Origin of the sequence: Pseudomonas sp. GM17 (assembly GCF_000282175.2) — a bacterium.
GTDB classification, from domain to species: Bacteria; Pseudomonadota; Gammaproteobacteria; order Pseudomonadales; family Pseudomonadaceae; genus Aquipseudomonas; species Aquipseudomonas chlororaphis.
This window is the reverse complement of the sequence record NZ_CP124732.1, coordinates 3,534,121-3,549,017: the sequence shown is the minus strand read 5'-3', so window position 1 is coordinate 3,549,017 and position 14,897 is coordinate 3,534,121. Positions and strand designations below refer to the sequence as shown.

Genomic DNA, 14,897 nt, shown 5'->3' with positions numbered 1-14,897 from the left:
GGCGAGGCTCTGGGTCGGGGGGCTCGCGGCGGGTTGTATCAGCGTTTTAACAGATGGCAGAAGGGCAATGAGAAGCCCTTTGATTTGGCCGTTCTGCGCAGCGGCGGGTGTTTCAGGGATGGACGTTTTTCTCGCCAGCAGAGGAGAAAAAAAGCGGACAGGAAAGGGATTCGGCTAACCCTGAAGTAAACGCTCGACCCGCTCGAATGCCCGTTGTCGACGGGTTTCCCAGTCGCCGCGAATCACTTCGAAGGGCTGCTGGTGTTGCACCAGCCAATCACCGGTGGCCTTGAAGAAGGCCAGGCGCTCGCTCAGTTGGGGTTGGCAGCGCTGGCCGTCGTTGCTCCAGCCGACATCTTCGGGGGAGAGTAGCAGGTGAAGATCGTAGCCGCGAGCCAGCAGCTCGGGCTCCAGCCAGTCCGGGCAGGCGCCGAACAGGGTCTGGCTCCAGAGCATATTGCTCAGCAGGTGCGTGTCGAGAATCAGCAGCGGCGGCTGTTGTGCCCGGGCCTGGTCCTCCCAGGCCAACTGGCCGCGGGCGATCTCCGGGATATCCGCCAGGCAGGTATCGCGTCGCTGCTGCTCGATGAAATGGCGAACGTACTCGCCCACCTGGATGCCGCCGAAGCGTGCCTGCAAGTGGCCGCTGAGCCAGCTTTTGCCGCTGGACTCGGGGCCGGTCAACACCAGGACCTTCATGCCGGGCGCAACGCCGGGTCGGCCCGCCAGGCGCGCCAGCCCTGCACGGCCAGCAAGGTGAACAGCCCGTACAGGGCCGCCGTCAGGTACAGGTCCTTGTAGATGAACAGGCCGACAAAAATCACGTCGACGGCAATCCATAGCGGCCAGCATTGCACACGCTTCTGCGCCATCCACCACTGCGCCACCAGGCTGAAGCCGGTCAGCGCGGCGTCCAGCCAGGGTTGCGCGGCATCGGTCCAATGGGCCATGGCGGCCCCCAACAGCAGGCTGCCGATAGCCCCGAGGCTCAGGCCCAGCAGCATCGAGCGTGGCGCCAGCAGGCTGACCGGACGGCCCTGATGACTGGCGCCACCGCGGGTCCACTGCCACCAGCCATAGAGTTGCAGGGCGGCGTAGACCACTTGCAGCAGCATGTCCGAATACAGCTTCACCTCGAAGAAGATCCAGCTGTACAGCAGCACCATGACCAGGCCGATCGGCCAGCACCAGGGGTTCTGTCTGACTGTCAGCCAGACGGAGATCACGCCGAGTGCGGCGGCGAACAGTTCAAGCCCGGACATGAAAACTACCTGGAAGCGGAGAAGGGTGCGGATTGTAACCAGAAGCGGCCTTGCATGTTAGTGAAGGCCGGCAACCGTGGCGGGGCGAAAACCCCGCCACGGTCAGCTTCAGACCCGGAACTGGCGCAACAGGCCGTTGAGCTGCTCGCTCAGTTCCTTGAGGTGCAGGCTGGCGGCACTGGACTGCTCGGCCGCCAGGGCGGTGCTGTGGGACAGGCCGGCGGCCTGGGTCACGTTCTGATTGATGTCTTCGACCACATGGGCCTGTTGCAACGTGGCGCTGGCAATCGAGGCGTTCAGCCCGTTGAGGTTGCGCAGGGCCTGGCCGATGGCATTCAGGCTTTCACCGGCCAGCCCGGCCTGCTCGATGGTCTGCTGCGAAGCCCGGCTGCTGTCGCCGATGACCTTCACCGCGGCTTCCGAGTGCCCTTGCAGGCGCTCGATCATCGACTGGATCTCGGCGGTGGACTTCTGCGTCCGCTGGGCCAGCAGGCGCACCTCATCGGCCACCACGGCGAACCCACGGCCCTGTTCGCCGGCGCGGGCGGCTTCGATCGCCGCGTTGAGCGCCAGCAGGTTGGTCTGCTCGGCGATCGAGTGGATCACCTCCAGCACGCTGCCGATCTGGGTGCTTTCCTGGGCCAGGGTGCGAATCACTTCCACGGCCTGGTCGATGGTGCCCGAGAGCCGGTCGATCTGTTGCAGGCTGCCGTCGATATTGACCTGGCCCTGCTGGGCCTGGGCTTCAGCGTCGCGCATCTCGCTGGCGGCGTGTTCGGCGTTCTTTGCCACGTCCTGTACGCCGTAGGTCACTTCGTTGATGGCGGTGGCCACCAGCTCCATCTGCTGCGACTGCTGCTGGCTGCGTTCCTGGGCCTGGCTGGCATTGCTGCCCAGGTCGGTGGAGGACTGCGCCAGGGCTGCGGCCGACACCTGCAACTGGCTGACGACGAGACGCAGCTTGGCGGTGAAGCCGTTGAAGTGCCGGGCCAGTTCGGTGACTTCGTCCTGGCCGTGGGTGTCGAGGGTGCGGGTCAGGTCGCTTTCGCCGCTGGCGATATTGGCCATGGCGTGCACGGTTTCCTGCAGCGGGCGGACGATGCTGCGGGCGATCAGCAACACCAGCAGGGCCATGAGCAGGGCAATGGCGATACCGACGACCGAGGCCTTCACCACCTGGCTGCGGAACTCGGCCTGCACGTCATCGATGTACACCCCCGAACCGATGATCCAGCCCCAGGGCTGGAACAGTTGGACATAGGAGGTCTTCTGCACCGGCTCGCTGGCGCCCGGTTTCGGCCAGCGATAGTTGACCATGCCGGCGCCCTTGGCCTTGGCGATGGCCACCATTTCGTTGAACACGGCAAAGCCGTCCGGGTCGCGAATGGCCGCGAGGTTCTGGCCGTCGAGCTTGGGGTTGGTCGGGTGCATGACCATGACCGGAGTCAGGTCGTTGATCCAGAAGTAGTCGCTCTGGTCATAGCGCAGGTTGCGTATGGCGCTCAGCGCCTGCTTCTGCGCCGTCGCACGATCGAGGCTGCCGGCGCTTTCCAGGCCCTGGAAATAGGCCAGCACGCCATTGGCGGTCTGCACCACATGCTGGGTCTTCTGCGCCTTGGCCTGGTACAGGTCGTCGTGGATCTGCTTGAGCATCAACATGCCCAGGGTCATCAGCATCAGTACCGCGACAATCAGGATGAGCCACAGCCGGCGGCTGATCGACATTCTGCGTAAGCTGTTCATGAATCTGTCACTCCCGATTGTTGTTCTTGTAATAGAAACACCCCGTACATCCGTCATGCGCTCCTTGCAGTCCGGTCCCGCTGATTCTCTCAACGCGACAGCGTTTATCGAGTATGTCTGCTAGGATTTCGGCCTCATCGCGAAAAACCTGAATCCGGCTGATTTTTCACGGAATTTTCAGGGGCGATGATGATCCTATTGCGGCTGCGAAGTCGCGACGCACGTGTCAGTGAACATTGAAGAAAAACTAAGAGGCATGCCACGGCATGACCTTCGGGGGATTGATGGAGCTTTGGACTGCCGTACAGGCATTGATTTTAGGGATTGTGGAAGGGCTGACGGAGTTTCTGCCCATCAGCAGCACGGGCCACCAGATTATCGTTGCCGACTTGCTCAACTTCGGTGGCGAGCGCGCCATGGCGTTCAACATCATCATTCAGCTGGGGGCCATTCTCGCGGTGGTCTGGGAGTTTCGCCGCAAGATCCTCGACGTGGTCACCGGCCTGCCGACCCAGCGCAACGCCCAGCGTTTCACCATCAACCTGCTGATCGCCTTCCTGCCCGCCGTGGTGCTGGGGGTGATTTTCGCCGACCTGATCCATGAATACCTGTTCAACCCGATCACCGTCGCCACGGCGCTGGTGGTGGGGGGCGTGGTCATGCTCTGGGCCGAACGCCGGCAGCATGAAATACATGCCAACACGGTGGACGAGATCAGCTGGAAAGATGCCTTGAAGGTCGGTTTCGCCCAGTGCCTGGCGATGATTCCAGGCACCTCGCGCTCGGGCTCCACCATCATCGGCGGCCTGTTGTTCGGCCTGTCGCGCAAGACCGCCACCGAGTTCTCGTTCTTCCTGGCTATGCCGACCATGGTCGGTGCCGCGGTCTACTCGGGCTACAAGTACCGCAATCTGTTCCAGCCGGACGACCTGCCGGTGTTCGCCATCGGCTTCATCACCTCGTTCATCTTCGCGATGATCGCGGTCAGGGGCCTGCTCAAGTTCATTGCCAACCACAGCTACGCGGCCTTTGCCTGGTACCGCATTGCCTTCGGCCTGGTGATCCTCGCCACCTGGCAGTTCGGTTGGGTCGACTGGACCTCGGTCCATTCCTGATGAACGCACGCAATCAGAACCGCCCCGGCGAAGTCGCCGGGGCTCGGATCCAGCAGCCAAGGCTCAAGGCGGTGATCTTCCTGCTGCTCTGCGCCTTACCGCTGTGCGGTTCGCTGCTGTTGGGCGTGAAGGGGATTTCCTGGGTACCGCTGGCGGCCTACGGCGCGGTCAGCGTGCTGACGTTCTTCCTCTACTGGAGCGACAAGCGCAAGGCCCGCAGCGACAGCTGGCGGACCCCGGAAAACGTCTTGCACGCCGTGGAGCTGGCCGGTGGCTGGCCAGGCGCCTTGCTGGCGCAACAGGCGTTTCGCCACAAGACCCGCAAGCTGTCCTATCAACTGGTGTTCTGGCTGATCGTGCTGCTGCACCAGGTGTTCTGGATCGACCGGCTATTTCTCGAAGGCAGCCTGTTCTCGCTGTTCTAAAGCAACAGGCCTACCTGTACCCGCTTGGGCAGCTTGCTCACCACCAACTGGTGCGAACGCCGCAGCAAGTCCCGCAGTTCGCCGGCGCCCAGCGGGTAGGGCGTCTGCATGATGATCCAGTGCGCCCGGGCCAGGTACGGCGCCGGCGCGATGCCGGGACGGTCGACATGGCCGAGGAACAGCTCCTTGTCCACCTTGAACGCCAGTGACTCGCCCCGCAGGTTCTGCAGGGCGAACATCTTGTTGCCGGCCACGGAAAACACCCGCACGCCGCCCCATTTGTAGTCTTCGCGCGCGCCCGGCAAGTCCAGGCAGAATTGCGCCACATCCGCTTCAGTCATGGTTTTTTCCTTTTGTCGCGCTGTCACAGTGTGCGGTCCCCGCAGCCTTTGAAGGCTTCGCTGACATGCTCGATCCAGGCCCTTACCGCTGGCAATACACCGCGCCGGTGAGGGTAGACCGCCTGCAGCCAACCGCCAGGCAGCGACCACTCGGGCAGCAGTTGCACCAGTTGCCCGGTCTGCAGTTCTTCCTCGCAATACATCATCGGCAGGATGGTACAGCCAAGGCCGGCGAGGGCGCAGGAACGGCGCACCAGAAAGTCGTCGATGCCCAGGCGCGCCTCCAGGACCAGGTCGCATTTCTCGCCCTGGGCGTCGAGCAGGCGCAAATGCACCATGCGGTCGGCCTCCAGGGCTCCCAGCACCGGCACCTTGTGCAGGTCTTCGGGACTGTGGATCGGCCACTCCCGGGCGAACGCCGGGCTGGCGACCATCACAGTCTGCGCCTGGCGCAGGCGCCGGGTTACCAGCAAGGGGTCTTCGTCGCCATGCTCGCGAACCCGCAGCGCCACGTCGATGCCTTCGGCGACCACGTCGACCCGGCGGTTGAGCAACTGCATGTCCAGCTGGACCTGGGGATATTGCTCGAGGAACGAGCTGATAACGGTCGGCAACATATGATGGGCCAGGCCCACCGGGCAGGACACCCGCAGGCGCCCGCGAGGTTCGCTGGACATGCTGGCCACGGCCTCGTCGGCCATTTCCGCTTCCAGCAGCATGGCCTGGCAGTGACGCAGATAACGTTCGCCGACTGCGGTCAGCTTCAATTGGCGGGTGGTGCGTTGCAGCAATCGGGTGTGCAGGCGTTCTTCCAGTTCGGCGATACGCCGCGACAAACGGGATTTTGGCACCCCCAGTAAACGCCCGGCGGCGGCGAAACCACCGGCTTCCACCACCTTGGCAAAGTAATAAAGATCGTTGAGGTCTTGCATATCCTGACTCTACTGTCCTGCTGATGGGACAAACTATCGCATTTATGCCGACTAATCAGCTATTGGTTTCACCTGTAGGATTGTCCTCAATTGATCGCCCGGTGGCGATCCTCACTTGGAGAATCCCAGATGAAACTGTTGCATATCGATTCGAGCATCCTTGGTGACAACTCGGCTTCCCGTCAGTTGAGTGAAAGCGTGGTCAAGGCCTGGAAAAACGCCGATGCCAGCGTTGAAGTGACCTACCGCGACCTGGCCGCCGATGCCATCAGCCATTTCAGCTCCGCCACCCTGGTGGCCGCCGGTACCCCGGCCGAAGTGCGCAACGCTGCCCAGCAGCACGAAGCCGAACTGAGCGCTTCGACCCTCGCCGAATTCCAGGCCGCCGACGCTGTAGTGATCGCCGCGCCTATGTACAACTTCACCATCCCGACCCAACTCAAGGCCTGGATCGACCGCATCGCCGTCGCCGGCCAGACCTTCCGCTACACCGAAGCCGGTCCTGAAGGCCTGTGCGGTGGCAAGAAAGTCGTAGTGGTCTCCACCGCGGGCGGCCTGCACGCCGGCCAAGCCACTGGCGTGGCGCACGAGGATTACCTGAAAGTGCTGTTCGGCTTCCTCGGCATCACCGATATCGAATTCGTTCGCGCCCACGGCCTGGCTTATGGCGACGAAGTCCGCAACAAGGCCCTGAGCGACGCCCGGACGCACATCAGCGAGCAACTTTTCGCTGCCGCGTAAGGCTTGTGTAAAAGTCGCTTACGCCCCAGGCAATGCCCTTTAAACTCTGTATTCTGATGCCCTCCAGGCAGCGGAATACGGAGTTTTTCGTGTTCGTGCTATTTGTTCTGGCTCGGGTTATGCAGTGGCTTGACCAGGCCCGACAGCTCCAGGCAACAGGCCAGCGAATTCCTGGCCAGTGAAGCAATGAACCGGCGTTTTCATCAGGTAGGGAAGGTGGTGCATCCATGATGCGTCTTTGGGCAATGTCACTGATCTGCCTGCTCGGCGGCCCGATTATCGTGCACGCCGCGCCCGCGCCCCATCCGCACTGGAGCGTGGGCTTCCACGAGATGAGTTTTCTCGACCCGCTGGACCAGCAGCCGATGCGCGCCATTGCCTTCTATCCCTCCACTGGCATCGAACACAGCAGCAAGGTCGAGGGTTATCAGATCGCCGCCTCCCGGGATTCGAAGGTCGCCATCGGCCGTTTTCCGCTGTTGATGCTGTCCCATGGCAATACCGGCACGCCGCTGGCCCTGCACGACCTGGCCACCTCGCTGGCGCGCAAGGGCTTCGTGGTGGTGGCGGTGATTCATCCGGGCGACAACTACAAGGATCACAGCCGGCTGGGGACCCTGAGCAATCTCTACGGCCGGCCGATCCAGATTTCCGAAGCCATCACCGCGACCCTGGCCGACCCGATGCTGTCGCCTTTCGTCAACGCCGGGCAGGTCGGGGTCATCGGTTACTCGGCCGGCGGCGAAACGGCGCTGATCCTGTCCGGGGCGACCCCCGACCTGGACCGCCTGCGCCGCTACTGCCAGGAGCGCCCCGACGATCACGATGCCTGCAATACCCAGGGCGAACTGATCGTCGATCGCGACGACCTGCAACCGGTCGCCGACCCGCGGGTCCATGCGTTGCTGCTGATGGCGCCGCTGAGCCTGAAGTTCGGGCGCCAGACCCTGTCCGGCGTGCATGTGCCGGTGCTGCTGTACAGCGGCGACGTCGACAAGCTGGTGGCTCTGGATAAGAACGCCGCGGCGTTGGCCCGCAAGCTGCCGGTCGCGCCGGACTTCAGGCTGTTGGCCGGGGCCGGGCACTTCGTGTTCATGGCGCCGTGCACCGAGGAGCAGTTGCTGAGCATGCCGGCCTTGTGCACCGACGCCGATGGCGTCGACCGCGAGGACATCCACCGCAATCTGATCGCCGAGGCCGGCCGCTTCTTTGCCCAGGCCCTGGGCAAGCCGAGCCGGGCCGGGATGCAGACCGCTGATCAGTGACTCAGGCGTCGGCCCGGCGCTTGAGCAGCAGGGTCAGGCCCAGGGCGCTGAGCGACAACAGCGCCGCGCAGAAGAAAATCCACGAATACCCCAGGTTCAACGCCACCGCGCCCATCAAGGGCCCGGCAATCGCCAGCGCCAGGTCAAAAAACACCGCGTAGGCGCTCAAGCCGGCGCCTCGGCTGGTGCTGGGCACCTGCTTGATCGCTTCCACCCCCAGCGCCGGGTACACCAGCGACAGGCCGAAGCCGGCGAGCCCGGCGCCGATCATGGCGAACGCCGTCGATGGCGCCAGCCACAGCAGGATCAGGCCCAGGGTCTCGATGCTCATGCAGGCGATGGCCGCGCGATAACCGCCAAACCGGCTGATGCTGGAGATGAACAGCAGGCGCGAGAGAATGAAGCAGATGCCGAATACCGTCAGGCAATAGGCCGCGCCGGTCCAGCCGCGGCTGAGGTAGAACAGGGTAATAAAGGTGGTCAGGGTGCCGTAGCCGATGGACGCCAGGCTCAGGCCGGCGCCGTACGGCGCGATACGGCCGAACACCGCGCGAAACGACAGGCGCTCGCCACGGATCACCGGCACCGATGGCTTGTTGCGGATCAGCAGCAGGGCCAGGGCCGCCAGCAGCGACAGGGCCAGCCCCAGGCTTTCGAAACCGTAGTCGGCGACCATCACCACCCCCAGCGGCGCGCCGATGGCAATCGCGCCATAGGAGGCGATGCCGTTCCAGGAAATCGAGCGCGCGGTGTGCTCGGCGCCGACCTGGCCCATGCACCAGCTGATGGTGCCCACGCCGATCAGGCCCTGGGCCACCCCCAGCAGCAAACGTCCCAGCAACAGGACGCTCAGGCTGAGCAGCGGCAATGTTTGCAGGAGGCTGGACGCCAGGGTCAGCAGCCCGCTGAGGAAAATTCCCGCCAGGCCGTAGACAATTGCCCGTTTGGTGCCGATGTTGTCCGACAGGCGCCCGGCCATGGGCCGGCTGAGAAGGGTGGCCAGGTACTGCGAGCCGATGGTCAGCCCGGCCACCACCGCGCTGAAGCCCAGTTCGCCGTGGACGTAACCCGGCAGCACCGCGATCGGCAGGCCGATGCAGAGAAACGCGATAAAGGTATAGAAGACGATAGAGACGATCTGCAGGGTGATCGTCATGGAGCTGGGCACGGGCTGTTGTTGCGCAGACATGAGGGCTCGTTCGCGGGCGGGCGGTTGGAGAACTGCATCATGGCGCGGGCCGGAAATAAAAGGAAGCAGGCTAACGATTTCTTTATGGCCGGCTATTTGTGGGGGCAGGGAGGACGCCATCGCGGGCAAGCCTCGCTCCTACGGAAACGCGTACGCACGCTTGCCCGCGATGCTTTTATAGCCGTACAAAAAAAGCCCCGTCACCAGGACGGGGCTTGCAGACCGGCAACTGGTTGGCGTTCCTTAGAACACTACGCCCTGGCTGCGCAGGTAGTCGTCGTAGGTGCCGCTGAAGTCGGTCACGCCGTTCGGGCTCAGCTCGATGATGCGAGTGGCCAGGGACGACACGAACTCACGGTCGTGGCTGACGAAGATCAGCGTGCCCGGGTAGTTTTCCAGGGCCAGGTTCAGCGCCTCGATGGATTCCATGTCCAGGTGGTTGGTCGGTTCGTCCATCACCAGTACGTTGGGCTTTTGCAGGATCAGCTTGCCGAACAGCATGCGACCTTGCTCACCACCGGAGATGACCTTGACCGACTTGAGGATCTCGTCGTTGGAGAACAGCATGCGGCCCAGGGTGCCACGGATGATCTGCTCGCCCTGGGTCCACTGGCCCATCCAGTCGAACAGGCTGACGTCGTCTTCGAAGTCATGGGCGTGGTCCTGGGCGTAGTAGCCCAGCTCGGCGCTTTCGGTCCACTTCACCGAACCGGCGTCCGGGGTCAGCTCGCCCATCAGGGTGCGCAGCAGGGTGGTCTTGCCGATGCCGTTCGGGCCGATGATCGCCACGCGCTCGCCGGCTTCGACGGTGAAGCTGAAGTTCTTGAACAGGGTCTTGCCGTCGAAGCCCTTGGACATCTGCTCGATGGTCACGGCCTGGCGGTGCAGTTTCTTGGTCTGTTCGAAGCGGATGAACGGGCTGACGCGGCTCGATGGCTTGACCTCGGCCAGCTGGATCTTGTCGATCTGCTTGGCGCGGGAGGTGGCCTGCTTGGCTTTCGAGGCGTTGGCCGAGAAGCGGCTGACGAAGGTCTGCAGCTCGGCGATCTGGGCTTTCTTCTTGGCGTTGTCCGACAGCAGTTGCTCGCGGGACTGGGTCGCCGCGGTCATGTACTCGTCATAGTTGCCCGGGAACAGGCGCAGCTCGCCGTAGTCCAGGTCGGCCATGTGGGTGCAGACGCTGTTGAGGAAGTGACGGTCGTGGGAAATGATGATCATGGTGCTGTTACGCGCCGTCAGAATCGTTTCCAGCCAGCGGATGGTGTTGATGTCCAGGTGGTTGGTCGGTTCGTCGAGCAGCAGCACTTCCGGATCGGAGAACAGCGCCTGGGCCAGCAAGACCCGCAGCTTCCAGCCCGGAGCCACTTCGGTCATCGGACCGAAATGCTGTTCCAGGGGAATGCCCAGGCCCAGCAGCAGTTCACCTGCGCGGGATTCGGCGGTGTAGCCGTCCATCTCGGCGAAGTCGGTTTCCAGCTCGGCCACGGCCATGCCGTCTTCTTCGCTCATTTCCGGCAGCGAGTAGATGCGATCGCGCTCGGCCTTGACCTTCCACAGCTCTTCGTGACCCATGATCACGGTGTCGATCACGGTGAATTCTTCGTAGGCGAACTGGTCCTGGCGCAATTTACCCAGGCGAACGTTCGGCTCCAGCATGACCTGGCCGCCGGACGGCTCGAGGTCGCCACCGAGGATTTTCATGAAAGTCGACTTGCCGCAACCGTTGGCGCCGATCAGGCCATAGCGGTTGCCGCCGTTGAACTTGACCGAAACGTTCTCGAATAGCGGCTTGGCGCCGAACTGCATCGTGATGTTAGCTGTGGAGATCAATTACTTTACCTATCAAGGGGTTGCGAGCATCGTGTGGGCTCTTGGGCCATTCCCGGGGCATTCTGGAGCTTTTCCATTTCGCCCCGGTCATCGCCAGGGTCGAGCCAGCGAGCATAAGTAGGCAGCAACATCTGGACGCTATGGCCAAGTTGCTGGGCAATAAAGGTGGGAGGTCATGTTGGAATTTGGCGCGCATTGTCGCATATGTGCGCCGGCAGTTGTATGACAGTGACCCACGGATTTTTCATCCAGGCCGGTAAACGTCAGGTGTTGTAAAAATCGCCGCTGCGGATTTGTCCCGGGCAATGCGACTTAGGTCGTGGCATAGCGGACGGACACATTTTCACAAATCGGAGTTAACCTTTGGTTACAAACTGTGGCTAAAATGCCGACCAGTTGCCACATGCCATCATTGGCATGGGCTCAAGGACGTGCCTTCAGGACCTCTTATCGCTTTCGGACGCTGCATATGACCCCGGCCCAGGTGGCCCACGTGGGGGCGCAGTATGTTCTCTTCTGACATGTGACGATTTCCGTGAAACTCATCATTGCCGCTGTTTACGTTTTATCCATTGCGTATGTGCACCTGCGTGGTCGCGTGCGCCATAAACTGGGCCGCCAGCTGAGTGATCACTCGACCTTCCTGGCCCCGATCAACTGCTTCCTTTATCTGTTCTCGAAGATCCCCAACCGCCCGTACCTCGATCCGGCCGACTTTCCCGACCTGAGCCCGTTGCAGGCCCACTGGGAAGAAATCCGCGCCGAGGGCCAGAGCCTGCTCAGGGCCGGGGAGATCAAGCGTTCGGAGCAGTACAACGACGTCGGCTTCAACTCGTTCTTCAAGACCGGCTGGAAGCGTTTCTATCTGAAGTGGTACGGCGACAGCCATCCTTCGGCGATGAAGCTGTGCCCGCGGACCACCGAACTGGTGCAAAGCATCGGCTCGATCAAGGCGGCGATGTTCGCCGAACTGCCGCCGGGCTCGAAGCTGGTGCGCCACCGCGACCCTTATGCCGGTTCCTACCGTTACCACCTGGGCCTGGAAACGCCCAACAGCGCCGGTTGCTATATCAATGTCGACGGTGAGCACTATCACTGGCGCGACGGCGAAGCGGTGATGTTCGACGAGACCTACATCCACTACGCGGAAAACACCACCGAGCAGAACCGCATCATCCTGTTCTGTGACGTCGAGCGGCCGATGAAGTACCGCTGGGCCGCCGCCTTCAACCGCTGGTTCAGCCGTACCGTGATGGCCGCCGCGGGTTCGCCCAACGATGCCGGCGACCGCACCGGGGGCCTGAACCGCGCCTTCACCAAGCTGTACAAGATCCGCCTGCGCGGTAAAGAGCTGAAAAAACGCAACCGCAAGCTTTATTACCTGGAAAAGTGGGCGATCTTCGCTGCGCTGTTGCTGCTGTTCATCTTCATCTGATTCGCCGGATGGCGAATTGCCGGTCGCGGGCAAGCCTCGCTCCTACAGGGGCTCTGTAGGGGCGAGGCTGGCCCGCGATCACGTCCTCAAGGCTTGTCCACTCCCAACTGCTGCCACATCTTCGCGGTGATCCGCTGCCGATGGGCGTAGCCGTGCCACGGATCCCGGGGCAAGGCCTCCAGGCGTTGCCTCAGGTTCGCCACGTTCCACTGCTGGGCATGCCGGACATCGCCCAGTTCATCCCGCGCGATAGGCACCGAGACCGGCAGCCCGGGGCGGGCCCGTACCGAATAGGCGGCCACGGTGCTGGCGCCACGGGTGTTGCGCAGGTAATCGACGAAGATTTTGCCGACCCGGTTTTTCGGGCCCATGGTCGCGGTGATGCGCTCCGGCAACTGCTGCGCCATGAATTGCGCGATGGCCTTGGCGAAACCCTTGACCGTATCCCAGTCGGCCTTGCGCGCCAGCGGCACGATCAGGTGCATGCCTTTGCCGCCGCTGGTTTTCAGGAAGACCTGCAAACCCAGCTCATCGAGCACCGAAAGGGTCAGTTGGGTGGCCTCCAGCATGCTTTTCCAGGGCAGCGCCGGGTCCGGGTCGAGGTCGAGCACGAACAGGTCCGGGGTTTCGATCTGGTCGTGGGTCGCGCCCCAGGTGTGCAACTCGAGGGTGCCCATCTGCACCGCGCCGATCAGCGCCGCAGTACTGTCGATTTCCATCAGGCGCGCGTGGCCGGGGTCCAGCGCCGGGTCGAGGTGGCGGATATGGGGGATGGCCAGGTGCTCGGCATGTTTCTGGAAAAACTGCTCGCCTTCCACCCCTTCGGGGGCCCGCAGCAAGGACACCGGGCGGTTGCGCAGGTGCGGCAGGATCTGCTGGTCGATGCTGGCGTAGAACTGCGCCAGTTGCAGCTTGGTGGTGCCAGACTGCTGGTCGATGACCCGATCCGGGTGGGTGATCCTGACTCCGGTGACGCTGTGAGCGGCCGACTTATCCGAACGGGAGGCCGTGCCCCGGCTGCGGGTCTCGACGGCCTTGGAGGTCTGCGGCTGCTCGCGAACGATTTCCCTGGCCGGCTTATCGCTGCGCAGAGCGACGAACGCCGCCTGGCGCACCACCTGCTCGCGGGTCCACTCGGCGAACTCGACTTCGGCCACCAGTTGCGGCTCGATCCAGTGCACGCCGCGGGCCTGGGCCGCGGTCAGGGGCTTGGCCAGGGGCGATGAGTCCCGTTCAAATTCCTGCATCCGCCCATGCAGATGCTTCAAGGTCTGCTGGTCGAAACCGGTGCCGACCCGGCCGGCGTACACCAGCCCGTTCGCATCGTTGACTCCCAGCAGCAGGGCGCCAAAGCCGCTGCGCGAACCTTGCGGGCGGGTATAGCCGACCACCACGAACTCCTGGCGCAGCCGGCATTTGAGCTTGATCCAGTCGCTGCTGCGGCGCGACACATAGGGGCTGCCGGCCCGCTTGCCGATCACCCCCTCCAGGGACAGGGCACAGGCGCTTTCGAGGATGTCGTGGTGCTGGGCGGCGAAGGCTTCGGAAAAACGCAGGACCTTGCTCGATTTGCGCCCGAGTGCCTGCTTGAGCGCCTGGCGGCGTTCTTCCACCGGCGTTTCGCGCAAGTCCTCGCCCTGCAGAAAGGGCGCGTCGAACAGGTAATAAATGATGTCCACGCTGCGACCGATATCGAAGGCGTTCTGCAATGCCTGGAAGTCCGGCAGGCCTTGGTCGTTGAGCACCACCATTTCGCCGTCCAGCCAGCTGTCCTTGAGCTTCAGGGCGGCCAGGGCCTTGGCTTGCTGGGGCAGGCGGCTGGTCCAGTCGTGACCGTTGCGGGTCAGCAGGCGCACCTCGTCGTCCTGGATTCGCGCCAGGATCCGGTAGCCGTCGAACTTGATCTCGTAGCGCCAGTCGCCGCTGGGCGCCTTGTCCACCAGGGCCGCTAACTGCGGCGCCAGGCTTTGCGGCAGGACCACGGCTTTTTTCCCCGATGGTTTTTTCTCGGCTTTTTTTGCGGCCTGGGGTTTGGCGCTGGCAGCTTTGCGGTCGCCCACTGTGGCGCCACTGAGCACGCTCCTGGGCAGGGCCCGGACCACATCGTACTCGTCGCTCGGTCGCGCCTGGGCATCCTGCTCCTTGATCAGCAGCCACTGCTCCTTGTCGCCGCTGCCGCGCATATGGGTGCGCACCAGGGCCCAGTCGCCGCCGAGCTTCTCACCGATCAGGGTGAACTTGAGCTTGCCCGCCCGATAGCCGGCCTCGGGGTCGTCATGGGGTTGCCAGACGCCATGGTCCCAGACGATCACATCACCGGCGCCGTATTGCCCGGCGGGGATGCTGCCTTCGAAATTGCCATAGCTCAGCGGGTGGTCTTCGACATGCACTGCCAGGCGTTTTTGCCTGGGGTCCAGGCTCGGGCCCTTGGGCACCGCCCAGCTTTTCAGGCTGCCGCCCAGTTCCAGGCGAAAGTCGTAATGCAGGTTGCGCGCATCGTGCTTCTGGATCACGAAACGCAGGGCCGAGGTGGACTTGGCGGAGGGTCTGTCCGCCGCCGGCTCCGAGGTGATCGCGAAGTTGCGCTTGCGCTGGTACTCACTCAGGGATTTGGCCATG

13 protein-coding genes are annotated in these 14,897 nt (G+C 63.2%); 5 read left to right on the top strand and 8 right to left on the bottom strand.

The genetic code is table 11. The features are described from left to right. Window positions 1-174 precede the first annotated feature (174 nt). The 3 genes from PMI20_RS15975 to PMI20_RS15965 all read right to left on the bottom strand — a co-directional run bounded on the left by PMI20_RS15975 (window position 175) and on the right by PMI20_RS15965 (window position 3,005). Window positions 175-699 (bottom strand): AAA family ATPase, encoded by a 525-nt coding sequence (locus PMI20_RS15975; protein WP_007926455.1) that lies wholly within the window; start codon window positions 697-699, stop codon window positions 175-177. Next, the gene (gene pnuC / locus PMI20_RS15970; protein ID WP_007926454.1) at window positions 696-1,262 is read right to left on the bottom strand and encodes a nicotinamide riboside transporter PnuC; all 567 of its coding nucleotides are present in this window, start codon (window positions 1,260-1,262) and stop codon (window positions 696-698) included. Before pnuC ends, PMI20_RS15975 begins: the two co-directional genes overlap by 4 nt. Before the next feature lie 108 nt (window positions 1,263-1,370). Further along, window positions 1,371-3,005: a methyl-accepting chemotaxis protein gene (locus tag PMI20_RS15965; RefSeq protein ID WP_007926446.1), complete on the bottom strand. Its 1,635-nt coding sequence runs from the start codon at window positions 3,003-3,005 to the stop codon at window positions 1,371-1,373. 284 nt (window positions 3,006-3,289) lie between these two features. Between PMI20_RS15965 and PMI20_RS15960 the strand changes: the two genes are divergently transcribed. Beyond that, window positions 3,290-4,120, top strand: coding sequence for an undecaprenyl-diphosphate phosphatase (locus PMI20_RS15960; RefSeq protein WP_037034808.1), 831 nt, complete (start codon window positions 3,290-3,292; stop codon window positions 4,118-4,120). Further along, window positions 4,120-4,545, top strand: coding sequence for a DUF1294 domain-containing protein (locus tag PMI20_RS15955; protein ID WP_007926442.1), 426 nt, complete (start codon window positions 4,120-4,122; stop codon window positions 4,543-4,545). Before PMI20_RS15960 ends, PMI20_RS15955 begins: the two co-directional genes overlap by 1 nt. On the opposite strand, the gene PMI20_RS15950 is transcribed toward PMI20_RS15955, so the two are convergent. Together PMI20_RS15950 and PMI20_RS15945 are read right to left on the bottom strand one after the other, a co-directional pair. Then, entirely contained in the window at window positions 4,542-4,886 is a 345-nt protein-coding gene (locus tag PMI20_RS15950; protein ID WP_007926440.1) for an MmcQ/YjbR family DNA-binding protein, read from the bottom strand. The two genes, PMI20_RS15955 and PMI20_RS15950, sit on opposite strands and share 4 nt — an antisense overlap. A 23-nt stretch (window positions 4,887-4,909) precedes the next feature. Beyond that, a complete protein-coding gene (locus PMI20_RS15945; protein WP_007926438.1) occupies window positions 4,910-5,818 on the bottom strand; it encodes a LysR substrate-binding domain-containing protein in 909 nt (302 codons plus the stop codon). Between the two features lie 129 nt (window positions 5,819-5,947). Here PMI20_RS15945 and PMI20_RS15940 point away from each other — a divergent pair, with 129 nt between their 5' ends. Both PMI20_RS15940 and PMI20_RS15935 read left to right on the top strand, forming a co-directional pair. Then, window positions 5,948-6,559, top strand: coding sequence for an FMN-dependent NADH-azoreductase (locus PMI20_RS15940; protein WP_007926437.1), 612 nt, complete (start codon window positions 5,948-5,950; stop codon window positions 6,557-6,559). Window positions 6,560-6,786: 227 nt separating this feature from the next. Further along, window positions 6,787-7,824 carry an alpha/beta hydrolase family protein gene (locus tag PMI20_RS15935; protein WP_007926435.1) on the top strand — a complete coding sequence of 346 codons (1,038 nt, stop codon included), beginning with the start codon at window positions 6,787-6,789 and terminating at the stop codon, window positions 7,822-7,824. A 1-nt stretch (window position 7,825) separates the two neighbouring features. Here PMI20_RS15935 and PMI20_RS15930 read toward each other — a convergent pair whose 3' ends face one another. After that, entirely contained in the window at window positions 7,826-9,013 is a 1,188-nt protein-coding gene (locus tag PMI20_RS15930) for an MFS transporter (RefSeq protein ID WP_037034795.1), read from the bottom strand. 243 nt (window positions 9,014-9,256) lie between these two features. Next, entirely contained in the window at window positions 9,257-10,843 is a 1,587-nt protein-coding gene (locus tag PMI20_RS15925; protein WP_009043780.1) for an ABC-F family ATPase, read from the bottom strand. A gap of 535 nt (window positions 10,844-11,378) precedes the next feature. Here PMI20_RS15925 and lpxO point away from each other — a divergent pair. Next, window positions 11,379-12,278, top strand: coding sequence for a lipid A hydroxylase LpxO (gene lpxO, locus PMI20_RS15920; protein ID WP_007926431.1), 900 nt, complete (start codon window positions 11,379-11,381; stop codon window positions 12,276-12,278). A gap of 86 nt (window positions 12,279-12,364) precedes the next feature. Here the strand turns inward: lpxO and ligD are convergent, their stop codons facing one another. Next, window positions 12,365-14,896, bottom strand: a complete 2,532-nt coding sequence (gene ligD, locus PMI20_RS15915) for a DNA ligase D (protein WP_007926428.1) — start codon at window positions 14,894-14,896, stop codon at window positions 12,365-12,367. Between the last annotated feature and the right edge of the window lies 1 nt (window position 14,897).

Bases quoted from the DNA above. Each gene is read 5' to 3' on its own strand.
- PMI20_RS15975 (WP_007926455.1), bottom strand. From the start codon at position 699: ATGAAGGTCCTGGTGTTGACCGGCCCCGAGTCCAGCGGCAAAAGCTGG.
- pnuC (WP_007926454.1), bottom strand. From the start codon at position 1,262: ATGTCCGGGCTTGAACTGTTCGCCGCCGCACTCGGCGTGATCTCCGTC.
- PMI20_RS15965 (WP_007926446.1), bottom strand. From the start codon at position 3,005: ATGAACAGCTTACGCAGAATGTCGATCAGCCGCCGGCTGTGGCTCATC.
- PMI20_RS15960 (WP_037034808.1), top strand. From the start codon at position 3,290: ATGGAGCTTTGGACTGCCGTACAGGCATTGATTTTAGGGATTGTGGAA.
- PMI20_RS15955 (WP_007926442.1), top strand. From the start codon at position 4,120: ATGAACGCACGCAATCAGAACCGCCCCGGCGAAGTCGCCGGGGCTCGG.
- PMI20_RS15950 (WP_007926440.1), bottom strand. From the start codon at position 4,886: ATGACTGAAGCGGATGTGGCGCAATTCTGCCTGGACTTGCCGGGCGCG.
- PMI20_RS15945 (WP_007926438.1), bottom strand. From the start codon at position 5,818: ATGCAAGACCTCAACGATCTTTATTACTTTGCCAAGGTGGTGGAAGCC.
- PMI20_RS15940 (WP_007926437.1), top strand. From the start codon at position 5,948: ATGAAACTGTTGCATATCGATTCGAGCATCCTTGGTGACAACTCGGCT.
- PMI20_RS15935 (WP_007926435.1), top strand. From the start codon at position 6,787: ATGATGCGTCTTTGGGCAATGTCACTGATCTGCCTGCTCGGCGGCCCG.
- PMI20_RS15930 (WP_037034795.1), bottom strand. From the start codon at position 9,013: ATGTCTGCGCAACAACAGCCCGTGCCCAGCTCCATGACGATCACCCTG.
- ligD (WP_007926428.1), bottom strand. From the start codon at position 14,896: ATGGCCAAATCCCTGAGTGAGTACCAGCGCAAGCGCAACTTCGCGATC.